The organism is Pseudomaricurvus alkylphenolicus (assembly GCF_011683955.1).
Taxonomy (GTDB): Bacteria; Pseudomonadota; Gammaproteobacteria; order Pseudomonadales; family Cellvibrionaceae; genus Pseudomaricurvus; species Pseudomaricurvus alkylphenolicus.
Genome location: NZ_JAAQPI010000001.1, coordinates 378,261 through 403,327 on the forward strand (window position 1 = coordinate 378,261; position 25,067 = coordinate 403,327).

19 protein-coding genes are annotated in these 25,067 nt (G+C 53.4%); 10 read left to right on the forward strand and 9 right to left on the reverse strand.

Features of this window, described 5'->3' with window-relative positions:
• Positions 1-83 precede the first annotated feature (83 nt).
• The 3 genes from HBA55_RS01495 to HBA55_RS01505 all read right to left on the reverse strand — a co-directional run bounded on the left by HBA55_RS01495 (position 84) and on the right by HBA55_RS01505 (position 5,367).
• Positions 84-2,774: an alpha-amylase family glycosyl hydrolase gene (locus tag HBA55_RS01495; protein ID WP_166986022.1), complete on the reverse strand. Its 2,691-nt coding sequence runs from the start codon at positions 2,772-2,774 to the stop codon at positions 84-86.
• A gap of 14 nt (positions 2,775-2,788) precedes the next feature.
• The gene (locus tag HBA55_RS01500; RefSeq protein WP_166986025.1) at positions 2,789-4,408 is read right to left on the reverse strand and encodes an alpha-glucosidase family protein; all 1,620 of its coding nucleotides are present in this window, start codon (positions 4,406-4,408) and stop codon (positions 2,789-2,791) included.
• A 110-nt stretch (positions 4,409-4,518) separates the two neighbouring features.
• Complete coding sequence (locus HBA55_RS01505) at positions 4,519-5,367, reverse strand: helix-turn-helix domain-containing protein (protein WP_166986028.1); 849 nt, start codon at positions 5,365-5,367, stop codon at positions 4,519-4,521.
• Positions 5,368-5,668: 301 nt separating this feature from the next.
• Here HBA55_RS01505 and HBA55_RS01510 point away from each other — a divergent pair, with 301 nt between their 5' ends.
• From HBA55_RS01510 to HBA55_RS01540, 7 genes are all read left to right on the forward strand, one after another.
• Entirely contained in the window at positions 5,669-6,409 is a 741-nt protein-coding gene (locus HBA55_RS01510; protein WP_166986031.1) for an SDR family NAD(P)-dependent oxidoreductase, read from the forward strand.
• Between the two features lie 26 nt (positions 6,410-6,435).
• Positions 6,436-7,635 (forward strand): mandelate racemase/muconate lactonizing enzyme family protein, encoded by a 1,200-nt coding sequence (locus HBA55_RS01515; RefSeq protein WP_166986034.1) that lies wholly within the window; start codon positions 6,436-6,438, stop codon positions 7,633-7,635.
• A 10-nt stretch (positions 7,636-7,645) separates the two neighbouring features.
• On the forward strand, positions 7,646-8,572 hold the full coding sequence (locus HBA55_RS01520) for an SMP-30/gluconolactonase/LRE family protein (protein ID WP_166986037.1): 927 nt from the start codon (positions 7,646-7,648) through the stop codon (positions 8,570-8,572).
• Between the two features lie 57 nt (positions 8,573-8,629).
• On the forward strand, positions 8,630-11,374 hold the full coding sequence (locus HBA55_RS01525; protein WP_166986040.1) for an MGH1-like glycoside hydrolase domain-containing protein: 2,745 nt from the start codon (positions 8,630-8,632) through the stop codon (positions 11,372-11,374).
• Between the two features lie 85 nt (positions 11,375-11,459).
• Positions 11,460-12,083 (forward strand): GDSL-type esterase/lipase family protein, encoded by a 624-nt coding sequence (locus HBA55_RS01530; protein WP_166986043.1) that lies wholly within the window; start codon positions 11,460-11,462, stop codon positions 12,081-12,083.
• A gap of 9 nt (positions 12,084-12,092) precedes the next feature.
• Positions 12,093-13,001 (forward strand): sialate O-acetylesterase, encoded by a 909-nt coding sequence (locus tag HBA55_RS01535; RefSeq protein WP_166986046.1) that lies wholly within the window; start codon positions 12,093-12,095, stop codon positions 12,999-13,001.
• 100 nt (positions 13,002-13,101) lie between these two features.
• On the forward strand, positions 13,102-14,358 hold the full coding sequence (locus HBA55_RS01540; RefSeq protein WP_240945851.1) for an MFS transporter: 1,257 nt from the start codon (positions 13,102-13,104) through the stop codon (positions 14,356-14,358).
• Positions 14,359-14,380: 22 nt separating this feature from the next.
• Here the strand turns inward: HBA55_RS01540 and HBA55_RS01545 are convergent, their stop codons facing one another.
• From HBA55_RS01545 to HBA55_RS01570, 6 genes are all read right to left on the reverse strand, one after another.
• The gene (locus tag HBA55_RS01545) at positions 14,381-15,385 is read right to left on the reverse strand and encodes an alpha-ketoacid dehydrogenase subunit beta (RefSeq protein WP_166986052.1); all 1,005 of its coding nucleotides are present in this window, start codon (positions 15,383-15,385) and stop codon (positions 14,381-14,383) included.
• Between the two features lie 26 nt (positions 15,386-15,411).
• Complete coding sequence (locus tag HBA55_RS01550) at positions 15,412-16,377, reverse strand: thiamine pyrophosphate-dependent dehydrogenase E1 component subunit alpha (RefSeq protein ID WP_338109345.1); 966 nt, start codon at positions 16,375-16,377, stop codon at positions 15,412-15,414.
• 45 nt (positions 16,378-16,422) lie between these two features.
• A complete protein-coding gene (lpdA, locus tag HBA55_RS01555; RefSeq protein ID WP_166986055.1) occupies positions 16,423-17,820 on the reverse strand; it encodes a dihydrolipoyl dehydrogenase in 1,398 nt (465 codons plus the stop codon).
• A 10-nt stretch (positions 17,821-17,830) separates the two neighbouring features.
• Positions 17,831-19,273 carry a 2-oxo acid dehydrogenase subunit E2 gene (locus tag HBA55_RS37975; protein WP_166986058.1) on the reverse strand — a complete coding sequence of 481 codons (1,443 nt, stop codon included), beginning with the start codon at positions 19,271-19,273 and terminating at the stop codon, positions 17,831-17,833.
• 159 nt (positions 19,274-19,432) lie between these two features.
• Complete coding sequence (locus HBA55_RS01565; protein WP_166986061.1) at positions 19,433-20,821, reverse strand: aminotransferase class III-fold pyridoxal phosphate-dependent enzyme; 1,389 nt, start codon at positions 20,819-20,821, stop codon at positions 19,433-19,435.
• Between the two features lie 242 nt (positions 20,822-21,063).
• Positions 21,064-21,957, reverse strand: coding sequence for a helix-turn-helix domain-containing protein (locus HBA55_RS01570; RefSeq protein ID WP_166986064.1), 894 nt, complete (start codon positions 21,955-21,957; stop codon positions 21,064-21,066).
• Positions 21,958-22,098: 141 nt separating this feature from the next.
• Between HBA55_RS01570 and HBA55_RS01575 the strand changes: the two genes are divergently transcribed.
• From HBA55_RS01575 to HBA55_RS01585, 3 genes are read left to right on the forward strand one after another with little or no spacing between them, the layout of a single operon-like run.
• Positions 22,099-23,286 carry an FAD-dependent monooxygenase gene (locus tag HBA55_RS01575; RefSeq protein WP_166986067.1) on the forward strand — a complete coding sequence of 396 codons (1,188 nt, stop codon included), beginning with the start codon at positions 22,099-22,101 and terminating at the stop codon, positions 23,284-23,286.
• Between the two features lie 14 nt (positions 23,287-23,300).
• Entirely contained in the window at positions 23,301-24,341 is a 1,041-nt protein-coding gene (locus tag HBA55_RS01580) for a cupin domain-containing protein (RefSeq protein WP_166986070.1), read from the forward strand.
• Positions 24,342-24,369: 28 nt separating this feature from the next.
• Positions 24,370-25,059 (forward strand): fumarylacetoacetate hydrolase family protein, encoded by a 690-nt coding sequence (locus tag HBA55_RS01585; RefSeq protein ID WP_166986073.1) that lies wholly within the window; start codon positions 24,370-24,372, stop codon positions 25,057-25,059.
• The last annotated feature ends 8 nt before the right edge of the window (positions 25,060-25,067 follow it).

Here is a 25,067-nt window from a genome sequence, read left to right on the forward strand (position 1 = left end):
TGTCCGGGGCTACGCGGGAATTGCCCCGAACTTTGCCGATATTGCCTTCCGCAGGTTCGGCAATTAACCCTTTTAGCTTAACTTTAGCCTCCCCTTGTAGGGACTGTTATCAGAACCTCATCCATAATCTTGGCGGCATTGGTTTCCGCCCCTGAAAATCCCCAGGAAGACGGTTCTGGCAAAATTGGCGCGTAGGTTGCCTCTCCGTTCACATCCCATGTGGTGATATAAAACTTGACGCCGGCCCAATCTTTCACACCGATTTTTTCTCCGCTGTAGCGGATACTGATTCTACGGAGCTCCTTGTCAACGCCGACATCCGGCGCACCACTCACGATATCTCCGCGGTGGTCGATGGTGGCGCCATCGGAGGAGAAGATGAAATTGTTCCAACCAGTAACAAAATGCCCCAAATCCCAGTTTCCGCCGGCAGGCATTTCAGCATTGATCAACGGCAACTTGGAGGCACCCTGTTTCGCCGGAATATCCACAAAGATACTAAACGCCACGTTGTCAAAGCCATTGGGCGGCAACCAGATATCGGTGAGATTTTTCATCACCAGATTGAGTTCCAGATTGGCGCCACCTCCCCTCAGACTCACCGTTTCGATCTCCAGCTGATGCCTGGCGTCTTTGTGCTGGGGCGGTGTATAACGCCCGTTGGGGCCTTTAGCATCGGCTGTGCCGTCTTTCAGCTGCTTGGTGTATGTAGGTTCACTGATTTTAGCCACATAGCTCTGAATGGCGGTCAGATATCGATATTCCGGTGCATATATCTGAAAGTGATTTGATGACTCGCCAAAATTCCTGACAGGAATCGATGTCTTCCAGTGACCTTTCGCGTCTGCGGAAAACTCCTTGGCGTCGTCCAGATTTCCATTGATAACCAGCTTTAATTTGCTGCCAGGGACGCTGACCGAACCGTACAGGGGAATATCACTGGAATAACTGTCGTTGGTAAGTACCGAATCCACAGTAACTGAAAAATTCTCCTGTTTATTGTCTGCTTCAGCCCTTACAAACTGCGATCCCTTATCGCTGACCACCACCAGAGCTCTTCCCGGTAACTTCAAGGAAACAGTACCATCACCTGCTGTCACGACGCTCTCGTCAAACTTTTCGCTGAACAGGGTTTTCAGCTGTGTATCGCCGGCAAACCCGGCATCCAGATCTTTCACCAAAATACTGTGTTCAGCACTATTCAACAGCACCAACACCGATTCCCCCTGATACTCCCGCTGATAGGCGAAAATACCCTTACCGACGGATGTCGAGGCTATCTGAGTCATAGTGCCCCGGGTGAATACCTTATTCTCTTTACGCAGAGAAGTGAGTGATTTCAAATAGCGGAAATATTCTGATTCGGGCTTAAAATTGTCCTCCCTGGAACCATAGGCCGGGCCAAACATAGTCTGCCGGGTCTCCTTTAACCCCTGCTCGGTACCCTGCAAGATGATGGGAATTCCCGGTATCGTCATCAACACCGCCAGCGCTTGCTTGAACGCAGCCTTGCTGCCGCCGTTAAGAAAACGCTGGGTATCGTGATTATCCACAAAGTTGGGGATCACATAAGGATCCGGATAAGCCTTCATAAAGGTATCCAACCGGAACGCCAGTTCATGGGTGGGACGCCCTTCTGAAAGCACCTGCTTGAGTTCAAAATAGAGGGGATAACCCAACATTGAGTTCAGCGCAGGCTCGGCCTCAGTTCCCAGATATCCGATTACCTTCTCTTCACCGGATACTTCAAAAGGTGGATTGGAAGCCACCACCTCCCCAAATGTCAAAAAGTGGTCCTTGCCCAGAGACTTGGCGCGGGAATAAATGCCGTCATCATCGTGCAGAAATTTCTGAAAAAACTGCACTGGAACCATCATCACCGTATCCATACGGAAACCATCGATGCCTACCTCTTCAATCCAATAGTTGTAGGTTTTCTTGAAGGTGTCGATCACCAGGGGGTTCTCCGTATTGATATCGGAGATGGTACCCAAACCGTAGTAGAGCTCCTGATGACGATCGGCATAGTCGCTGATCGGCGGAGTCCAATGATAGATGTCCGCTTTGGCGTGTTCAGGATTCAACCGATTGATCATGTTGAAAGGGTACTGAGCCGGCGCCTCCTGGGTGGGATGTCCCTCTTCGAGCAGAAAGAAGTTTTTGGCTGTATCCTTGGGATCGTAATCACCATCGTAGTTGTAGAAGTTGCCGACGTGATTCACCACCATGTCCTGTATCAGATACATGTCTTTACAGTGCAATTCATGGGAAAGTCGCTTGTAGTCTTCGATGGTGCCAAAATGTTGATCAACCTCCATAAAATGGGTCGCCCAGTATCCGTGCCAACCGGCAGCCTGATACTCCCGACTCCACCACTGGTTGGCGACCGGCGGCGTGATCCAGAGTGCCGTCGCCCCCAGATCCTTCAAGTAATCCAGCTTATCGATGAGCCCTGCGAAATCTCCACCGTTGAAATAATTTCCCTGGTAGCGGTTGTACTCGCCGGCCCCAAAATCATTGTTGTCGGGGTCACCATCATTAAAACGGTCGATCATCAACATATAGATCACTTGATCCTGCCAGTCCGGAGATGGAACGTGCAGGGCCAGCTCACCGCGTTGCGGACCGGTGGCGCAGAGTTCTTCAATGGAGCTGGTGTTTTGGCCCGCGGTTGAAGGCACCGCAGGCTGTTCGCTACAACCCATAGTAATGGTTGTGAAGACACAAAATGCTGTTGCCCGGTTCAGGCTCTTTTTTATTTTCTTGATAACCACTTGCAGTCTTCCTCTCAGTCTTCAAGTAAAGAAATATAGCCCGATTGGGGGGGTAACACCCTGGGTATTGTCTCCATCGATTCGTTGACCCCCAACGAATGCAATCTGCGGCCTTTTTCCAATTCACGGGGTTCCCATTCAATAGATTCGCCGGACAAGTTAAACACACACAGCAATTGCTGCTGTTCAGTCTTGCGCACAAACGCCAACAACTGTTCGGGAGCCTCCACCAGCTCTAAAGCACCCCTACGAAGTGCTTCATATTGCCGCCTTATCGACATGCTGCGTTTAAAGAAGCTGAGAATTGAATTTGACTGATCCAATTGCGTTTCCACAGACATTGCCCGCTGCGCGGCATCCACCGGCAGCCAGGTGGACGACTCGGAAAAACCGGCGTTGAGAGTGGATGAATTCCAGGGAAAGGGGGTTCTTGAGCCATCCCGACCCAGGGTATCCGGCCAGTTGGCAATAGCCTCCGGATCCTGAAGTGCCTCGAAGGGAACCTCTCCCTGTGGAAGACCCAATTCTTCGCCCTGGTAAATGAACAGATTTCCGCGCAGGCAACTCAATAACAGCAGATAGAGTTTGGATTGTTCTGCTGTCTTTTCTCCCTTACCCCAGCGGCTGGCGACCCTGGGTACATCGTGGTTGGAAAACGCCCACGAAGGCCAACCCTCATCAGGTTCACCCGGCCACAGCTGTAACAGAGACTTGACGGCCCCCGCGATCGGTTCAGGTAACCCCAGGAATTCAAAGCTATAGGCTGAACTAAGTGCATCACTGCCTTTGGTATAACTCTTCATCACTGGCACGGGATTCATGCCGCCGACCTCAGCAACGGTAAAAATATCACCATAACTGTTGGTTGTTTCGCGAACCTTTTTTAGAAATTCCGGTACCCCGGGATGAGACAGGTTGTACCTTTGTTCCTGCATCATAAATGGCCGGCTCGCCAAAAGGTCAGTATTTTCGACGGCGGGATTATCGCGCAGCGATTCGTCGTGCATAGCGTGATTGATGGCGTCAAGCCTGAAACCATCGACGCCCCGATTCAACCAAAAACGGGCAACATCCAGAATGGCGTCCTGCACCTCAGGATTGTGTAAATTCAGATCGGGCTGAGTGGACAAAAAGTTGTGTAAATAATACTGCTTGCGACGGTTGTCCCAAGTCCAGGCTGGGCCACTGAAGTTCGACTGCCAGTTGGTGGGGGGCGTTCCGTCGGGCTTCGCGTCTGCCCAAACGTACCAATCGGATTTGGTACCCGTTTTACTGGTGCGACTTTCCTGAAACCAGGGATGTTCGCTCGACGTGTGGGAGTACACCTGATCGATGATCACCCTCAGGTCCAACTGGTGCGCCTTGGCCACCAAATCATCAAAGTCTTCCAGGCTGCCGAATATGGGATCGACATCACAGTAATCAGAGACATCGTAACCAAAATCATGCATGGGAGAGGTAAAGAATGGCGAGATCCAGATGCCGTCGACGCCGAGTTCGGCAATGTAGTCCAGCTTTCGGGTTATGCCGCGCAGATCCCCGACACCATCATTATTGGAATCGCTAAAACTGCGAGGATAGATCTGATAGATGGTTGCGCCTCGCCACCACTGGTCGCTTTGAACTTTCTGCATCTGGTACTGCCCCTGGGTACGGTTTCAACAGTATGTGATTATAAAAAGGGCAGAAATTTCGAACTATTCGAGAATTACCACAAGCCATTCCGATATTAACCGACGAATCATCACGCCGGAGTGGTTTGCTTTCGGTATTCACTCGGCGTCATATGTTTGTGTTTACTGAAACAGCGATTGAAGTTACTGAAGCTCTCAAAGCCACAGCTGCTGGCCACTTCAGAAACGGGCAACTCGGTCACCAACAGCATCCGACAAGCCTCCTCTATGCGGCGGCGATTAAGATAGGTCACAAAGCTGCAACCCAGCGAGCGCTTAAACCATCGACAAAAGGATGGCACTGTCATACAGGTGAATTCTGCCACCTCTTTCAGCTCAATCGGACGACGGATATTGTTGTTGACAAACTCAATAACGTCCCGAAGGCGGCTATGGGTTTTTTCGCCTAGCATATCGTCGCTGAACTCCACGCTGGACAGGCTCTCCAGGGCGTCCTCGGGTATTTCTGACAGGTCGTTAAGGACATCCAGCAGGGTAATCAAGCGTTGCGAGTGGCTTAAGCGTTTGAAACTCATCAGCTTTTCGACGGTAGCCACATCCACATCACTAAACAGCGTTCCGAATTTTGCCGCCTTTAACATGCCTCCTATTTTCTCCAGCTCGGGAAAGCCCTGGATGATGCTTTTGGGAAAACGAACCGTCATCAAAATCACATCGCTGCCATCATCGGTGATGTTGAAATCATGGGGAAGGTTTTCACCCAACAGCATCAGGTCACCGCACTTCAAGTGGCCTAGGTGATCTCCGACAGCTCGAATGCCATGGCCCTCAACGATGTAAGTCAGTTCAAACTCGGCATGAAAATGCCAATAGCTGGGTTTGCCGCTCAGCGACAAGTGATAATACTGATATGACCGACCGGTGGGTTCACCGTTGACGATTTCAAGGAAAGGTTTCATATTCCTGGAGCAAACATCTGCAGTTATTGCTAATAACAATCAGCTATTATTCAGCCGTTTATTAACCTGAATTCGGTAAGAGCATAGTAATCAAAGACAATATTTTCAAGTTTTCCAGCAGTCCTACCCTCGCAGGGCCACCGTAATATTCTGCATCGGGTGAACATTGGCCAGGAATCGCTTTGGGGCAATTTTGAGCCATCATAGGTCAAGTTCTGCATAGTTTGCTCGCGGCGCGAGCTCTATTCTCTGTGTCACCGGCTTGCGAAATACGCCGCAAGTATCCACTAGAGAGTTTGTTATGAGAGAGAAGTTTGCGGTGATTACCGGTGGTACATCCGGTATTGGTTTGGAGACCGTTAAGACCTTAGTCCGAGACGGTTTCAAGGTGGTTGTGATTGGCCTTGCCTCCTCACCTGAACTTGTGGCAAATGGCGCCGATTTTATTCAGTGCGATCTGTTGCAACCTGAGGAAATAGAAAACTGCTTTGCTAATATCAGCAATGAATATGGTCCGATTGACTGTCTGATCAACAACGCAGGTGTCCTGTCCTATGGATCCGTGACCGACCTGAGCGAGGAAGAATGGGACAAGGTGCTCGGAATTAATGTCAAGGCACCCTTTCTCTGTGCCAAACATACCATCCCCTTGATGCCGCCGGGTGGCATCGTTGTCAATGTCGCCAGTGTACAATCGTTTGTTGCCCAACCCAACGTCGCTGCCTATGCCACCAGCAAAGCCGCCATTCTGGGGTTGACGCGCTCTATTGCCATCGACTTTTCCCCCGATATCCGCTGTGTGGCCGTATGCCCGGGCACCATTGACACCCCTATGTTGCATACAGCCATGGAGCAGGCCTCAAACCCTCAGGCAATGATGGATGAACTCAACGCGACTCATTTGACAGGTCGAATCGGAAAACCCGAGGAGGTGGCGGAATTGATTGCTTTCTTGTGCGGCGACAAATGCCGTTTTATTAACGGTCAGGCGATACGTGTTGATGGTGGTCTCGGTGTCAACATCGGCGGAAGTGCGAACTAGTCGCGCAAATTCAGGAGCTGCTCACAATGAAAATCACCAAGGTAGAAACACTTCGCTTAAAGGAATTCGGTAACCTCTGTTGGGTATTGGTTCACACTGACGAAGGCGTCACCGGCCTGGGAGAAACATTTTCCGGCCCCTCTGCGGTAGAAGCTTACATACACGAAACCGCAGCCCCCTATCTTATTGGGAAAGACCCTTTGCAAATCGACAAACACTGGAGAGAGCTGTACGGATACCTCGGTTTTCGCAGCAGTGGTGTTGAAATGCGAGGCAACTCGGCGATCGATATCGCTTTATGGGATATCTGGGGCAAGTCCACAAACCAGCCCATCTACCAGTTGTTGGGGGGAAGATTCCGCGACCGCATCAGGACCTACAATACCTGTGCCGGTTATAGTTATATTCGCTCCGCAGAAGGACAAAAGGCGAGTAACTTCGGCATACCCGCGGGTAAAGCCGAGGGGCCTTACGAAGATCTGGCAGCCTTTCTGGAGCGCGCCGATGAACTTGCGATCAGTTTGCTGGAACAAGGCATTACCGCCATGAAAATCTGGCCCTTTGATTACGCAGCTGAAGCATCCAATGGTCAGTACATTAGCTCACAGGATTTGAAAACCGCGCTGGAACCGTTTGAGAAAATCCGCAAGGCGGTGGGTGACAAAATGGATATCATGGTGGAATGCCATTCTCTCTGGAACTTGCCCACAGCCATTAAGATTTCAAAAGCACTGGAACCCTACGACCCCTTCTGGATTGAAGACCCGGTAAAAATGGACAGTTTCTCCGTCGTAGAAGAGTTTCGCAATCGCACCAGCATTCCGGTCACCGCCAGCGAAACCATTGCCACCCGCTGGGGTTACAAAGACCTTCTGGAAAAGCGTGCGGTTGACTTTGTGATGCCGGATATCGGCTGGGTAGGCGGGATTTCTGAAGCCAAGAAAATCGCCACCATGGCCGAAACCTATCAGTTGCCGATTGCACCGCACGACTGTACCGGCCCGGTAGTACTGACGGCCTCCTGCCATCTCTCCGTCAACGCCCCCAATGCGGTGATACAGGAGTCAGTCCGAGCCCTATATACGGGCTGGTACACAGAAGTCATGGAAACCCTGCCGGCGGTGATTGACGGCACCATCGCCCCACCGGAGGGCCCGGGTCTGGGCACCGCGTTGAAACGGGAGGTTTTTGACCGGCCCGATGCCGTATTGCGAATCAGCGAATGATGGCGGAACCATGCAATCCGAATTAGTCGAAACGATCCCTGTCAGTAATACACTGGGTGAGTGTGTTATCTGGGATGAAAGAGATCATTCGCTCTGGTGGACGGATATTCAGGAGCGTAAACTTTACCGGCTCCTGTGGGAAAATCGGCGACTGTCCGAATTTTCCACACCAGAGCGAGTGGCGTCCTTTGGCCTCACCGACATACCAGGGACATTACTGGTGGCGTTTGAAACCGGCCTGGCGCTTTATCGGCCTGTGGAAGCATCCAATATTGTGCACTGGATTGATCGGTTTCTCCCTATCAATGGTGGTGTGAGACTGAATGACGGCCGTGTTGATCGTCAGGGAAGGTTCTGGGTCGGCTCTATGGCGGAATCTGATGAACACAGGCACTCAGGGCAATTGTATTCTCTGGACAGCGACGGCAAGCTGAAGTCTCATTTGTCCGGAATTGAGGTGACTAACAGTATCTGCTGGTCACCAGACTCTCGATACCTGTATTTCGCCGACTCGCCGTCTTGTACCATACAACGTTATAGGTACGACTCAATCAACGGCCGCCTGTCAGAAGCCGAGATATTTGCTCGAACCAATCCAGACATATTTCCTGATGGTTCCGATGTCGATGCCTGCGGAAATCTATGGAACGCAGAGTGGAACGGTGGTCGGGTCAGCTGCTATGACTCCGACGGTAAGAGCATTTATCAATTGCAGGTTCCGGTTCAACAACCCACCTGTATCACCTTTGGTGGTCCGAATTACGACCTGCTGTTCGTCACGACGGCTCGCTACGGACTGAGAAGTGAGGAACTGGCAGCACAGCCTGAAGCCGGCAACCTGTTCGTTTACCGTGTACAGACCCAGGGACTTCCGGCGCCGCTTTTTACAGCACACAAGCAGTTTGCTGCTCTGAACCTGGAGCAGCTCAATGATTAAGATTGCAGATGTGATGGGCCTTGAAGTACCCGTCATCCTATTTTAGAGGGAAACCCCATGCCCACATCCACAAAATGCCACGACCTGCAACTGCCGGACTGGGGACCTTATTCTCCCTGCTATGCCGGCACTTCGCATCTGTCCGATCCGCAGCAAGGACTGAGATTCGACCTGTCAGTGATGCCAGGCTATTTCCGTCAGTCGATGATTGTACCCAACGAACGCTATGCCTCCGGCCACCATGCCTGGGAAGCCGCCGCGGACCTGAGTCACTACGCGTTCCGTTATGAAATCGAGTGGAAGGATCAGGTGTACTGTGATGTGTCTTACACAGCGCTGGAAAAAAACGCGCGCCTTATTCGCTGCCAGTTCGTCAACAACACCGAACTGTTTCAGAATCTGAAGATGCATCTGGTGGCAAACATGAACTTCCCTCCACGGGGGACAGATCCGAATGGTGTTCACCAGGTTGACAATATCATTGAATTAGCAAGAGTTTCCGTACCTGAAGGCGGAGTATGGATCGATGCTCTCGACTATCAGGACCTGAATTATGCCGTCGCCCGCCCCACCGACAGTTTGGTGGAGGACGGCTTTTTCCGCGGCGAGATTCGCGACAATGGTCTGGTGAATGGCAATGCCATTGGCTGCGGTTTCGGACGTGATACCGGTGATCGAGTGATGTTCCGAATCCGTCTGGAAAACAGCATCAGTGACGCGGCCTTGCTTTTTCGTTTCCGGCTACCCGATAACAATCCGGCAGCCTTCTCGGTACAAGGTATGGCGGAAACCGAACTCTCATTATCTGAAGACTACATCGCCGGTGACGGTATGGGGCAAGTGGCTCTCAATGTTGGCGATTTGTCAGCCGGCGAGCATGAAGTGATACTGACCTCCCTGGGTACAGCGCCCATCGAGCTGGACGGCTTTGCCATTACCCCGGCCGATGAGGCCGACAAGGTGGAATTTACACCGCACCAGTGGTCTCACACACCTGAGATTTCCGAAAGAATTGGTAATAACAGCCTGATACTTAAATATGCGGACAGCGACAACTATTACGGAATTGCCTGGGACCACCCCGACGTCTGGCTGCGAGAGTTTCTCACCGACCATCTCGACACCACCATGCGCAATGTGGTGCCCAACAATTACACCGGTTATATTGATACCGAAGGTACCAGACATTATACCGACGTTTTTCTAGGCCCGATCGAAGTCAAGCCCCATACCCAACGCATTCACTATGCCATTACCTGTTCCGGTACCCGGGAAGAGGTAGAAACGGCGCTGACCCAGTTCGAACAGCAGTCATCGGATGCACTTGAGTCTGTATATAGCATCGCGCGCCGGAAAGTTGTGCACCTGGACTCTCTTCCCTCTGGTGAAACCTACCGCTTTAGCCAGGAGCGGATGGCCGCCACGGAACTGCTAAATGTTATTTACCCCATCTACACCCGCAAGCAGTTTGTTCGTTATTTTTGCCCTGGCAAGTGGTGGGAAACCCTGTACACCTGGGACGCCGGTTTTATCGGCCTGGCTCTGCTTGAATACGATACCGCCCTGTCGCTGGACAATCTGGAAACCGCTCTCACCAACGCCGGCGATGAGCACGCAGCGTTTATCAATCACGGCACACTGATTCCGACACAGATCTACCAGTTTCACGAATTGTGGAACCGAACCCAGGATCGAGCCATGTTGGCATCGATCTACCCCAGGCTGCGACAGTACTATTTGTTTCTCGCCGGGCGCTGGGGTAGCTCAACAACTCGCGACATGGCATCCAACCTGATCAGAACCTGGAATATATTTCGTTGGGATTCCGGCGGTTGGGACGACTATCCGGCGCAACTTCATACCATACACAATGATCTGGACTCCAAGGTCGCTTGTGCCGCCTTGACGGCCCATGTCATTCGTGCGGCCAAAATCATGTTGTCAGCCGCCGAGTCCTTGGATATTGCTGAAGACGTGGGTGGCTATACGGAGGATATCGAGGTCTTGACCAACGCCCTGCAACAACATGCCTGGGATAAGGAGGCCGGCTATTTCAGCTATGTAGTGCACGACGATAAAGGGGCACCGAAAGAGTTTCTGCGAGACGAGAACGGGGTTAACTTCAATATGGGCCTCGATGGCGTAATGCCGCTCTTTGCTGGAGCCTGTACTTCGGAGCAAGCAGCGCTGTTCCTGGATAGACTGGCGGATCCTAAACATTTCTGGACCCGTATTGGCCTTTCCACTGTCGATCAATCGGCCCCCTACTACCGCACTGACGGCTACTGGAATGGGGCCGTCTGGATGCCACATCAGTGGTTTATCTGGAAAACGGCACTGGATCTCGGCCAGGGTGATTTCGCCTACCAAATCGCCAGAACCGCTCTGGATCTGTGGAAGGCGGAAGTGGAAGCCTCTTACTACTGCTTTGAACATTTCCTTATTCAATCCGGTCGTGGCGCCGGCTGGCATCAATTTGGCGCCCTGTCTTCACCTGTCGTGTCCTGGTTCAGTGCCTACCACTGCCCGGGCAGGATATCGACAGGTATGGATATCTGGATCGAAGCGCAGAGTTTTTCTGACGACTTCAGCTCCTTCGAAGGAAACCTTAGATTAACAACGGCCTTAAAAACCGTTACCGTCATTGTCAATCTACAGCCTTCAAAAGAATACTGCGTGCAGTGGAACGGTAAGGCGATAGATTACAAGGAAATCAATCCCGGTTCCCTGCAGATCGATCTGTCTTTCGAGTCGTCCATAGGGGAACTCAAGATAAATATCCTGCCAACTGGCAGGGAATAATGGGTATTTTATGAAGAAAGGAAAGAGTCTTGCACTTGCGGCAACCTTGGCAGTGACCGGGTATTCTCTGGCTGGAACGAACGATATGGAAGTATCTTTAACCGGACACGATTACTACATGAAAGTCCAACGTGAGTATCTGGTTCAGAAAATGGAGACCATGAACCCCGGAGCAGGTCTGGTCTTTATCGGTGACAGCATTACCAATTCCCTGAACGTGGAGTCTCAATTCCAGGCGATCAATTTGGGCATTGCGGGCAACAAAGTGGCTATAGAGAAAGACCGCGTTCATCTATACAGCAATCTTGACGACAAGACCATTGTCGTTGCTCTTGGCACCAATGATTTACCGGGTAATATTGAAAGCATTGCGGAAAACTACAAAGCTCTACTGGAGAAGCTGCCGTCGTCTGCGAGCATACTCATATCCTCTGTATTGCCAGTGGACGAAGCTGAATATGCCAAACGCTGGGGTACCAAAAGCAACCAATCCATCGAGCAGCTCAACCGGATGCTGCAAAATCTGGCAGAAAAGTTCGACAATGCTGTCTTCTATAACTCCGCAAGATACCTGCTTGATGGCCGTGGTCAATTATGTGAAGCGTGCCATTACGATGGGATACACCTCAGTAGATACGGCTACCTGAAGTGGGTTCGTGCACTGCGGGAAGGTCTGGGCAAACTTGAGTCAGAAAACGGAATATTATAGGAGAAAATCATGTCGTCATTGGTAAGAGTTCTTTTTCCGCTAGCAGCCCTCCTGTTTTCCCAGATCATGTCTGCGGATACTTACCAGCTGTATTTTCTGGGGGGACAATCCAATATGGTCGGATTTGGATTTAACGACAAACTTCCGGACAAGTACCGCTTTGCCAGTAATAACATCTTGATCTTTAACGGCCACCCCGCCACGGACAATAATCCCGAGGGCGGCGATGGAATATGGCAACCGCTGCAGCCGGGGTTTGGATTGAACTTTTCCTTCGATGGCAAAGAAAACAAGCTCTCCGATCGATTCGGACCGGAAATCAGCTTCGGCTATGAAATGCTCCGCCGCAAGCCCGACACCAAAATCGCTATCATTAAATACGCTATGGGGGGCACATCGCTTGTTGACGGAGTATCCGGCTACGGCTCCTGGGACCCCAACAGCCACAATACCAACCAGTACAATTATTTCCTGCGCACCGTCAAGACAGCATTGTCAGACCACGATATCGACGGAGACGGCGTCAAGGACCGATTGATCCCGTCCGGCATGGTATGGATGCAAGGCGAAGCGGACGCATATGATAATAAGGCGGCTTCTGATGCCTACCTGGAAAACCTCAAGACCATTATCGGTCTGTTCAGGTCAGCATTACAGGACAGTAATTTGCCAGTAGTCATCGGGCAAATTACCGATGCCAAAGCCGGCGAGACCAAAACCGTGATGCAGTATTCCAAAGCCGTTCAAGCCGCTCAGCATCAATTCGTCGAGCAGGACCGGTGCTCGGATATTTCTGTGGTCACGGAGGAAATTGGCTATTTGGAAGGAGACGATTGGCATTACAACAGTGAGGGTTATTTGAGAATGGGAACAGACTTTGCTCACAAAATAACCAGCCTGCAGGATGCCTGCCTATAGAGTATTCTCGGAACTGATATCAACGCCGAGCCCGCCAACGGAGTTGCCGGTTCCAGAATGGGGTATAATAGCGGCCGATTATCACTCCAGGCCCCAAGCATTGACCAGCTCAACAACGCACAAACCCACCACCAACCGATCCGCTTTTGCCGAACCCCAATTCCGCCGCTATTTTATCTCCATGTGTTTTTCCACCCTGGCGGGCTGGCTGGTGCGCTTTTTGTTCGGCTGGAACGCCTGGGAGTTCACCCACTCGGCGTTTTGGGTCGGTGTGGTGGCGGGCTCCCTGCTGCTGCCCATCATCTTCTTCTCGCCCTTCTTCGGCATCATTTCCGATCGTATCAATCCACGCAAAGGCCTGGTGGTTACCGTCGGTGCCCAGTCACTGGTGGCCGCGCTTGCAAGCCTTGCCAGTGCAATGGACATGCTGAATTTGTGGTCGCTGATCGCCCTGTCCGCCTGCCTGGGCGTGGCCAGCTCCGCCCATACACCGATCCGGCTGGCGCTGGTACCCAAGCTGGTCAAACGCGAAGCCTTGCCCAACGCCATCGGCTATGCCGCCATTGTGTTTAATACCTCACGGGTTCTGGGGCCGGCCCTGGGTGCCTGGCTGGTGGCGGTGTTGTCCGTGCCGTCCGCCTTTTTTTCGGCCACCCTGTTGTGCGTTGTCGCCGCGATACCACTGCTGTTGATTACCGGCGTTCGTGGAGGCAGCCATAAGTCCTCAGCTGGTATGTTCAGCGATTTGAAGCAAGGTTTTGTCTACGCGGCCTCCAACCGCGTGATTCGACTGATTCTCAGCCTGACCCTGCTCAACGCCCTGTTGGGACGCACCCTGCTGGAGCTGTTACCGGCGTTTTCCGGGCAGTTGCTTAACGGCACCGCTGAAACCCTCGCCACCCTGACGGCGGCCGCAGGCACCGGTTCGATTCTCGGCGGACTGTTGGTGACCCGGCAAAGTGGCCATGAGCGAGTCCTGTTTCGTATGGTGGGTATCGCCCTCACCCTGGCAGCGCTATGCCTGTTTTCTATCCAGTGGCTGCAGGGGCTCTATGCCTTATGTGGGCTTATTTTTGTTCTCAGCATGCTCAGCACCATTGCCGGTATCAGCAGCCAGGCGCTGGCCCAGTTAACGGTGGATGAGGACTACCGGGGCAGAGTATTGAGCCTGTGGAGTATGCTGGCCATGGGCGCACCGGCGTTAGGGGCCGTGGGGATAGGGGCACTGGCCCAAAGCTGGGGTTTTCCCGCGGTTACCGCTGTGACGGGTGTCATCGTCTTGATCATACTGGCGGTACTGCGCATAAGTTCAAACCGCGCTGCGGTTTCTGACCAACACTTGAGTAGAGTGGATTAGCACAAATCCACTCTACGACAAATCATTCCATCAGATTAGCTACTGCTTTTTCTATGGTCTCCTTCGAGGGGATATACAACGTCTCCAGATTCGGTGCCGCCGGTACCGGTGTGTGTGGGGCGGAAATCTTAATAGGCCTTGCCTTCAGATATTGCAGTGCTTCTGTCGCCACCAGGCTGATCACCTCAGAAGCCATATTGCAGATCGGATTGGCTTCATCGACAACCACCAGTCGACCGGTGTGCTTGACGCTTTCCAGAATCACTTCGGTATCCAGCGGCGATGTGGTTCGAGGATCGAGGACTTCCACGGAAATGTTTCCGGTCAGTTTGTCCGCCACTTCGTTGGCAAAGTTCACCATGCGTCCAAAGGCCACAATAGTGACGTCGTCGCCTTCGCGGGTGATATTGGCTTCGCCGAATGGAATGGCGTAGGGCTCTTCCGGCACTTCGCCCTTGGTATCGTATAGCACCTTATGTTCCAAAAAGATCACCGGATCGTCATCGCGGATGGCTTGGATCATTAACCCTTTGGCATCGTGGGGGGAGGATGGCAACACTACTTTGAGTCCGGGAATATGGGAGAAAATGGGCCACAGTGCCTGAGAGTGCTGGGCCGCGGAACCAAAGCCGGCACCTACCATGCCGCGCACCACCATGGGCGTGGTGCAGTTGCCCCCAAACATATAGCGGAACTTGGCCGCCTGGTTATAGATCTGGTCAAAACAAACGCCAAAGAAGTCCATAAACATCAGCTCGGCCACTGGGCGCAGGCCGGTCATGGCCGCTCCGGCAGCTGCGCCGACGATGGCGCTTTCAGAAATTGGCGTATCGATAACACGCTCGGGTCCATAGTCGTGATACAGCCCCTTGGTGACGCCGAGCATACCTCCGGAAGACCCGGCAGCGCCCTCGACGCCGCCGTTGCCTCCGGCAATATCCTCACCGATCAGGATCACCGACGGATCATTGGCCATTTCCTGGCATAACGCTTCATTGATGGCTTCGCGAAAACTCTTAAGCGGCATTGCGGATTCTCCTGTAAGCCCTTGTTTCAGTAAGACACATAAACATCAGTCAGCAACTCTTCGGGCGCTGGCTGAGGCGCCTCCAGTGCCGCATCCACCGCGTTGGTCACCTCGGTGAGAATTTCTTCGTCGAGCTGATCCAGGTCCGCTGCAACGAGATCGCCCTTGGCCAACACCTTGTCTCGAAAAATCTTCAACGGGTCAGCGGTGTCGCGCAGTCGTTTAACTTCATCCTTGGGGCGATAATGCTGAGGATCGCCCTCAAAATGGCCGTGCCAGCGCATGGCCACACACTCAATCGCCGTAGGACCTTCTCCGCGATTGGCCCTTGCGATAGCTTCCTGCATGGCTTGATACACGGCAAAAAAATCAGTGCCATCCACTTTTACGGCGGCCATGCCAAACGCGGCTGAGCGCTCAGTCAAATCATTGCCCTGGGCGTAACCGCTGCCAGTGTGTTCGCCATAACCGTTGCTTTCGATGGCAAAGATCACCGGCAATTTCAGTACCACGGCCATGTTCATGGCTTCAAAGGTGGTGCCCTGATTGGTGGCGCCATCTCCGGCAAAGGCCACCGCCACATTGTTCTTGCCACGGGTCTTGGCCGTCAGTGCCGCGCCACAGGCCAGCGGTGAGGCACCGCCAACAATCGCATTGGCCCCGAGCATGCCCTTGCTGACATCGGCGATATGCATGGAGCCGCCCTTGCCTTTACACAGGCCACCCTCTTTGCGAAACAATTCCAGCGCCATACCGGCAATATCACAGCCTTTGGCAATGCAGTGACCGTGACCGCGATGGGTCGAGGCAATATAATCCTCATCGCTCAGTGTCAGGCAAATACCCGCAGCAACGGCTTCCTGACCGATATACAAATGGGTCATGCCCGGCACAGTGCCAGCGGCAAATTCATAGGAAATTCGGGTTTCAAATTCTCTGATGCGGCGCATAATTCGATATGCCTGCAACAGTTGTTGTTTATCCAGATTCACGTCGTTCTCCACTGTCTTGACTGGTCAGCGCTATCACTAAATTTCTTATTGATGAATCGCCCGGTTCATCGCATCGAGCACTGATTCGTGCATGGCTTCCGACAAAGTCGGATGGGCAAATACCGTATGAATCAATTCCGCTTCCGTGGCCTCCAGAGTCTGGGCAATGCCGAAGCCCTGAATCTGCTCGGTGACTTCAGGGCCGATCATATGGGCCCCTAACAGTTCACCGGTATCAGCATCGAACAGCGTTTTCACAAAGCCCTCACTGTCGACGATGGCCAGGGCCTTACCGTTGCCCTGTAAATTAAAACGCCCCACTTTGACAGCCCTGCCCGCCGCTTTCGCATCGGCCTCGGTCATGCCCACACTGGCCACCTGGGGTGTGCAATAGGTGCAGCCCGGTACACGGTTCTTATCCAACGGATGAACACCGCTGACACCGGCCAGTTTTTCTACACAGATGATCGCCTCATGACTGGCTTTGTGCGCCAGACAGGGAGGACCGGCGACATCGCCGATGGCGTAGAGACCCACCACGTTGGTCTGACACCAGTCGTCGGTGCGGATAAAACTACCCTCGGTGGCGACGCCAAGAGACTCCAGACCGATATCCTCAATATTGCCCTGTATGCCCGCTGCAAGAATCACACGCTCGACCGCAATCGTCTCGCTCTCACCTTGGTTGCTTTCCAACGTGCAGGTCACGCTGTCATCGTGTCGATTCAGCTCAGTCACTTTGGTTGCGGTTCGAACGTCCATGCCCTGCTGTCGAAAACGGCGTTCAGCCAATGCTGATACTTCTGCATCTTCCACCGGCATCACCTGCTCCTGAACCTCCACCAAAGTGACTTCGGAACCGAGACTGCGGTATAAGCTGGCAAATTCGACGCCAATGGCACCAGATCCAATCACCAGCAGTGACTTGGGCAGACTTTCAGGCACCATGGCCTCGAAATAGCTCCACACTCGTTTTCCATCTGGGCTGATACCGGGCAGACTCCGCGGGCGAGCGCCGGTGGCCAGAATAATGTGACTCGCACTCAGTGCTGTTTCACCCTGTTCACCTGAAACACTCAGCTTGCCCACGTCGGTCAGACGGGCAAAACCCTCAAACACAGTGACCTTATTTTTCTTTAACAGAAAACCGATACCGTCTCGCAATCGAGCTGAAACGTCGCGACTGTGTTTCACCAGTTTTTGAATATCAAACTGAATCTGGCTGAGTTCAAAGCCGAAGTCTGCCGCGTGCGCCAAAGTGTGAGCCACCTCGGCGCCCTTAAGTAACGCCTTGGTGGGAATACACCCCCAGTTCAGGCAGATACCACCCAGGTGCTGCTTTTCCACCAGCGCTGTTTTTAAACCCAATTGCGCTGCGCGAATCGCCGCCACATAACCACCGGGACCTCCGCCTACGACCACTACATCAAATTTATTGTTCACTGGCCGTCTCCTAGGCGATCATCAACGCCGGATGTTCGAGAAAGTTTTTCAACTCCTGCATAAAGCTCGCCGCTACAGAACCGTCGATGACTCGATGATCCGAAGACAGTGACAGAGTCATGACCGTCGCCTTGCTCAGCTCGCCACCCTTGATCACCGGGCGCTCTTCACCCGCACCGACCGCCAGAATCGCGCATTGGGGCGGGTTGACGATGGCGTCGAATTGTTTAACACCGAACATACCGAGATTGGAAATGGTAAAGGTGCCGCCCTGAAATTCGTCCGGTTGCAAGGTTTTGGCCTTGGCCTTGGTGGCCAGGTGACGCATGTCATTGGAGATCTCACTCAGCCCTTTGCGGTTTGCCTGTTTGACAATAGGTGTAATCAGACCATCCGGCATGGCCACCGCCACTGAAATGTCCGCATCAGTAAAACGCAGAATCGACTGGCTGCCTTCATCAAACTGAACATTGACCTCCGGTACCTTACTCAGCGCGCTGGCACAGGCCTTGATCACAAAATCATTGACCGACAACTTCGCGCCACTATTAATGCCATTGATTTTTTTGCGCAACGCCAACAGATTATCCAGCTCCACATCCACCACCACGCGGAAGTGGGGCATCTCCTGTTTGGCCGCCTGCAGACGTTGGGCGATGGTGCGACGCATGGCGGTCATGGGAATAACCTCAGCATTGGCATTCGCCGACGCCTGACTCAAGGCCAACACATCGGCCTTGGTTACCTTTCCGGCGGAGCCACTGTTGTTGCAATCACCGAGATTGACACCCTGCTGTTGCGCCAGTCGGCGCGCCAGGGGCGTGGCCGCGACCGAGGCGTCATCCATGCCCTGGGTTCCCAGTGAACCGCCGGCGGCCAGGATAGCGTTTTCCACATCGGTGCGGGTCACACGACCGCCACGCCCTGTCGCCGTGACCTGGTTAAGGTTAACCCCATGTTGTTGCGCAAACTTGCGACCGTGCAGCGTGGCCTTGATCGCGCTGTCGTCGGCGCCGGAGGTTAATGCCGACGGAATCTCCGTGCCCCCACTGGTCACAGCCGAAGCCGATGAGATTGGTTCAAGCGTCGCGGCGGCGGATGTCGGGGCCGCGGCAGCGCCCGCAACCAGTACTTCATTGGGCGCCTCGTTAGCACCCTGCCCACCCGCAAGTTCGTTCAAGAAGGTAGAAATCGCAACCTCATCGGTATCACCTTCGGCCGAAACCGCAATCGGCGCGCCCACCGGCAGCGTCTCACCGGGCTGTGCCAGAATCTTGCGCAGGGTGCCGTCGAAGGGCGCTTCCACCACATTGGCAATTTTGCTGGTTTCGATTTCACAGATTTCATCGCCGGCGGCAAAGCTGTCGCCTTCGGCGATCAACCAGGCGTTAACCGTACCTTCCTGCATAGAGAGGCCCCATTTGGGCACTTCGAGTAATTTAATATCGCTCACGTTGTTACCTGTTGATCAGTTTATTTAGAAACCTTTAACCAAGTGGAATGCCATTAACGGTTTTCATATCTTCCACACCAATACACGTCGCTGTGTAGGGTGGATTAGGCGTAGCCGTAATCCACCAATTACCGGTAAAGCAGTGTTTCTGGATGGGCACTAGCCAATTTGAAAACCGTCTCTGACGAGTTCGTCGGCCACTTTGCGCCCCGCCTGCCGCAGCGATTCGACAATGGTGTCGATCTCTTCGCGCGTTAACGTCAGCGGCGGTGAAATCAGAGCAAAATTTTTCAGTGGTCGCACCAATACGCCGGTTTTGCGAATTTCCCGCGACATGCGCTCGGCGAATTTCGCTTCTGCCGGCAACAGATTTTTGTCCTGTTTGTTCTGCACATACTCCACCGCGATCATAAACCCCTTGCCGCGCGCGTCACCCACCAATGGTTCATCTTTCAGACTCTCGATGCGCTCCACAAAATAAGGGCCAAGCTCCTGAATCCTTTGCGGGATTTTTTCATCGCGCAAAATATCCAGATTCTTGATTGCTGCCGCACAGGCCACCGCGTGGCCGGTATAGGTAAAACCGTGGGCGAACGGGGAATTATTGCCGCACTGGGCAATGGTTTCGAAGACATGGTCAGCAACCATAACCGCTCCCAGTGGCACGTATCCCGAGGTAATGCCCTTGGCACAACAGGTCAGGTCCGGCACCACATCAAACACTTCCGGCGCAGCAAACATTCCACCCAAGCGACCGAAGGCGGTAATCACTTCGTCGGCGATAAACAGGATGTCGTACTTTTTGCACAGTGCGTAAACACGTTGGGTGTATCCAGGTGGAGGGACATGCACACCACCGGCACCCACCACTGGCTCGTTAACAAAGCAGGCGATTTTTTCCGGGCCCACTGCAAGAACTTTCTGTTCAAACTCTTCCACCAGATAATCGCTGAATTGTTCCAGACTCAGGCCTTCAGGCCGGCGGTAAGCATCGGGAGAGGTCACGCAGTGAATGGTGTCACGAACATACTGAAAAGCGCCATCGCGAACCGGCTGTTGTCCGCTCATGGAGGCGGTCAGGTAGCTCATGCCGTGGTAACCGTCGCCGCGGGTAATTATGTGCTTTTTCTCCGGCATACCGCGCATCACAAAATAGTGGTGGGCCATACGCACGGCGCTGTCGTTGGAGGCGGTACCGGTGGTGGTGTAGAACACTTTGTTGACCGACGCCGGCGCCAACTCCGCAAGCCGCTGAGACAACTCCACTGACGGTACCGTAGAGACATCACCAAAAATCGGAAAGTGATTGAGCTTCCTGACCTGGGCGGCTATGGCCTCAGCCATGTCTTCGCGGCCATAGCCGATATTGGCGGTCCACAAGCCGCCGGTGGCATCCAGGTAGCGATTACCCTCAACATCCGTGACATAGGCGCCGTCCGCGCTTTCGATGATCAGGTTGTTGCTCTGGCCATTTTGGCTCCAGACAGACCAGGGGTGGACCAGATAGTCCTGGTCCTGCTGATAGAGAGAAGAGTGGCTCAGATTCATGCCTTGTATTCCTGTTGCTATGGGCCATGGTTCAAGATACCCATTAATGTACTACAATAAATCCATAAAAACAATGATTTGGGCTTATTATGACTATTATTGTAGAACAATAATGTCTTTTGGCCCAATGTGACTTGATTGGACACGTTCAGCAAGGTGGTGGAATTGGGTGTCGTACAGACACTGGTGCCCCTCCCCCAACAGGAGAGCCACAGACAGGAATCCGGGGCGGCAGGTTAACGTCAGGAAAAGTGATTCTGCTTGCGATAATCTCTGGGGCCAACCGACTCCAGTCGTTTGAAAAAGCGGGAAAAATAGGCCGGGTCCTTAAACCCGAGATGGTAGGCGATGGTCTCCAGAGAATCGCCGGTATAAAGCAGCAGACGCTTGGCCTCCAACAACAGACGATCCTGAATTACATTTTTGGTGGTTGAACCCAATGTCGTCTGACACAAGCGATTGAGACTGGAAACCGACGTGTGCAAAGCCTCAGCATATTGTTGTACAGACCAATGTTCGAGGTAATGCTCTTCCAACAGGTCTTTGAATCGACTGACTGTCTGCACAGTTGAGCCGCTCGCGGCGTCCTCCGCATGGCGATGTTGCGATTGGCGTTTGAGGGTCATGAGCGACATGCGCAGCAGCCATTTCAACATTAACTCGTGGTCCTGATAACCACGGGAAAATTCCTTTTGCATCAGCTGCAGGTACTGCTTCCACTCGTCGAACAAGAGATCATGGTTCTCAAAATGTACCAGTCTCGGTACCGATGACAGCCGATCAAAATGACTGACAGACTGGTAACCCTCCTCCCGCAGTAAAGCTTCCGCCACAGTCAACACCACTCCCGTCACATTGGCGTGAAAGCGAAAACCGTGAACAATACCCGGTGGAACACACACCACCCAGCGCCCCTGAAGGGAATGACGCTGCTCTTCCAGTAACACATCGAAATCGCCACAGTAAACTGCCACCAGCTGAAACATAGCCCCGTGTCTGTGGGGGCGAATGTCCCAACCCTCGCGGTGCTCTTCCACCGGCAAATCCTTGATATGGACGTAGCCGGGATCAGGCCGGAAACTGGACTCGCCATAGAGTCCGAACTTGGGAATGGTGGTTTCTGTTGTCTGCGTCATCGTTCAACCTCGGTTCAGCGATTGAAGCCTGCTTTAAAAGTACAAGTTTTTGCCAAATTAGTGAATTACTTTCGTCGCTCCAATCTTCGATCATTTGCTCCAGAGATACCTAAAACCCATTCATCGCCCCGGGAGAATCACATGTCCACAAAACCTCAAGTTCTGATTGCAGGCGCCGGAATCGGCGGTCTGACCGCCGCCGCCAGCCTGCTCAACGCCGGTTATACCGTTAAAGTTTTCGAAGCCGCTCCCGAACTGGGCGAGGTGGGTGCAGGCATCCAGAACAGCGCCAACGCCGTCAAGGTTTTGTATCACCTGGGGTTAAAAGAGGCGTTGGACAAGGTTGTTGTCCGTCCCAAGGCCTACAACTTCCGCGTACACAGCACCGGCGAGGTGATCCAGAGCATGCCACTGGGTGAAAGCCACGAACAGCGTTTCGGCGCACCCTACGTGCAGATTCATCGCGCCGATATTCACAGCATACTCGTGGACAAGGTGCGCGAACTGGATCCCAATTGTATAGAACTCAACGCGCAGGCGACCGGTTTTGAGGAAGACGAAAACGGAGTCACTTTATTGCTGGCGGACGGTCGTCGTATCAGCGGCGATGTATTGGTGGGCGCCGATGGCATCAAGTCCAATATTCGCAAACAAATCCATGGAGATCAGCCCGCAAATTATACCGGTCAGGTAGCCTGGCGCGCGCTGATTCCCGTCGAAAATCTACCGGAAAACTTTCTGGAGGCCAATGTTGATGTCTGGTGCGGCCCTGGCAACCACGCCGTCATTTATTACCTGCGCGGCGGCGAAGTATTGAATTTCGTGGGGCTGGTGGCACATGAGGGTTGGACCGAAGAAGGCTGGACAATCAAGTGTCCGTGGGAAGAGCTGAAGGCCGACTACGAGGGATGGCATCCCACCATCCAGACCATCATCGATGCTGCCGATAAAGATCAGTGCTACCGCTGGGCACTGAATAATCGCGCCGCCCTGCCCTTCTGGAGCACCAAACGCGTCACCCTGTTAGGTGATTCGGCTCACCCGACTCTGCCCTACCTGGCCCAGGGTGCAGTCATGGCCATTGAGGACAGCTGCGTATTGACCCGTTGCCTGGACCAGTGCGACAACATTGGCGATGCACTGGATTTGTATCAACGCAATCGCATCGAGCGAACCACTCGCATCGTGAACGAGTCCACCGCCAACGCCGAGTTATTCCAGCATTCCAGCGAGGATGAACTGAAGGCGGCATTTGCGGCACGCAATATCGATAAGGAACGCACCCACTGGCTGTACTCCTACGATGCCCTGAATGTTGAACTGGTGTAACGGAGGAATCCGCCATGACTGAACTGGGAACCCTGGACGAATTGCCGCAGCGTTATATCCAGGAACTGAGTGATCTGGATCTAGTCCCCCTGTGGCCTTTTTTGCGCGGCTTTTTGCCTTACGGCAAACCCGAACGCAAGACGCAACCCGCCCACTGGAGCTATGAGACCATTCGGCCACTACTGATGGAAGCCGGTGAGCTGACCCCCATTGAAAAAGCCGAGCGCCGGGTGCTGGTACTCTGCAACCCGGGGCACGATCCCGAAGATGCACTGGTCACGCCTTCCATCTACGCGGGCCTGCAATTGATCAAACCCGGCGAAACCGCTCCTAACCATAAACACAGTCCCTCTGCGGTACGATTGGTGGTGGAAGGCAACGGAGGTTTTACCACAGTACGCGGTGAAAAACTGCCGATGGAGCCCGGCGACCTGATCCTGACGCCGCCGCATCTGTGGCACGAACACGGCCACGAAGGCGACGGCCCCATCGTCTGGATGGACGCGCTGGATCTGCCGCTGATCTACAACCTGGAAGCGTCCTACTCCATTGAGGGAGACAGCCAGGAAGTACGACCGGGACCGGACAGTTCTCAGACACTGTATCGTCGCAGTGGTGTTTTGCCCTACAGTGCGCTCGACAATCGCGACCCGAAGTTCCCACTGTTGCGTTTTCCCTGGCAGGAGGTCAAAACAGCCCTAAACGATATGAGTCGCGGGGTTAGTCTTGGTCAACCGGTACGTCTGGCCTATGTGAATCCACAGACCGGACAAGAATGCATGCCTGTACTGGGATTCTCGGCACTGATGCTGCGCCCTGGCGAAGAAGTACTGCTGCCGCGGCGTTCCGCATCGGGCCTGCTGAAAGTGGTTGAGGGTCGGGGGCAAGCGGATATCGATGGCCAGTGCTTTGACTGGGAGCAGCACGATATGATGGCCGTGCCCACCCACAGCCCGGTCAAGCTCGCCAATCGCTCCAACAGCCAACCGGCGTATTTGTTTATCGTTGACGACGCCCCCCTGCACCGCAAGCTCGGCATCTACGAAGAATATTAATTGAATTGGATAACCAAAGAGGTCTCACATGTCTGCCATTTTTGATCTGGGCGAACGCCCTGCCGTCGCCATTCACAACAGCGACGATGTTTACCCCGTACGTCGCATTTACTGTGTCGGTCGTAACTACGAAGCCCATGCGCGAGAAATGGGTAAAGACCCCCAGCGTGACCCGCCGTTTTTCTTTACCAAACCCGCTGACTCCCTGGTAGCCAATGGTGTTGATGTGCCCTACCCGCCACGAACGGAAAACTTCCATCACGAAATCGAACTGGTCATCGCTATCGGCAAAGGCGGTCGAGATATTAACGTGGAAGATGCCGAAGACCATATCTACGGCTATGCAGTGGGCAACGATCTCACCCGTCGTGACCTGCAACTGGCCGCTCGCGAACAGGGCCGCCCCTGGGACACCGGCAAAGCCTTTGACCTGTCCGCACCCATCACCGCCATCTATCCTGTGGCGGACAACGGTCATATTCGCGAAGGCGAGATCTCCATCAAGGTCAACGGCGAAATTCGCCAGCAGGCGGATATCAAAGACCTTATCTGGAATGTGCCGGAAATTGTTGCCGAGTTGTCTACCTTGTTTGAATTGCAGCCCGGCGACCTGATCTACACCGGCACCCCCGCGGGTGTTGGTGCGGTAGAGCGCGGTGATCTGATGGAAGGCTATATCGCCGGACTCGGCACCCTGACCACACGCGTCAGCGAGTAAGTCGACGC

Coding starts and splice junctions, on each gene's coding strand:
- HBA55_RS01500 (WP_166986025.1), bottom strand. CDS start 4,408: ATGCAGAAAGTTCAAAGCGACCAGTGGTGGCGAGGCGCAACCATCTAT.
- HBA55_RS01505 (WP_166986028.1), bottom strand. CDS start 5,367: ATGAAACCTTTCCTTGAAATCGTCAACGGTGAACCCACCGGTCGGTCA.
- HBA55_RS01510 (WP_166986031.1), top strand. CDS start 5,669: ATGAGAGAGAAGTTTGCGGTGATTACCGGTGGTACATCCGGTATTGGT.
- HBA55_RS01515 (WP_166986034.1), top strand. CDS start 6,436: ATGAAAATCACCAAGGTAGAAACACTTCGCTTAAAGGAATTCGGTAAC.
- HBA55_RS01520 (WP_166986037.1), top strand. CDS start 7,646: ATGCAATCCGAATTAGTCGAAACGATCCCTGTCAGTAATACACTGGGT.
- HBA55_RS01525 (WP_166986040.1), top strand. CDS start 8,630: ATGCCCACATCCACAAAATGCCACGACCTGCAACTGCCGGACTGGGGA.
- HBA55_RS01530 (WP_166986043.1), top strand. CDS start 11,460: ATGGAAGTATCTTTAACCGGACACGATTACTACATGAAAGTCCAACGT.
- HBA55_RS01535 (WP_166986046.1), top strand. CDS start 12,093: ATGTCGTCATTGGTAAGAGTTCTTTTTCCGCTAGCAGCCCTCCTGTTT.
- HBA55_RS01545 (WP_166986052.1), bottom strand. CDS start 15,385: ATGCCGCTTAAGAGTTTTCGCGAAGCCATCAATGAAGCGTTATGCCAG.
- HBA55_RS01565 (WP_166986061.1), bottom strand. CDS start 20,821: ATGAATCTGAGCCACTCTTCTCTCTATCAGCAGGACCAGGACTATCTG.
- HBA55_RS01570 (WP_166986064.1), bottom strand. CDS start 21,957: ATGACGCAGACAACAGAAACCACCATTCCCAAGTTCGGACTCTATGGC.
- HBA55_RS01575 (WP_166986067.1), top strand. CDS start 22,099: ATGTCCACAAAACCTCAAGTTCTGATTGCAGGCGCCGGAATCGGCGGT.
- HBA55_RS01580 (WP_166986070.1), top strand. CDS start 23,301: ATGACTGAACTGGGAACCCTGGACGAATTGCCGCAGCGTTATATCCAG.
- HBA55_RS01585 (WP_166986073.1), top strand. CDS start 24,370: ATGTCTGCCATTTTTGATCTGGGCGAACGCCCTGCCGTCGCCATTCAC.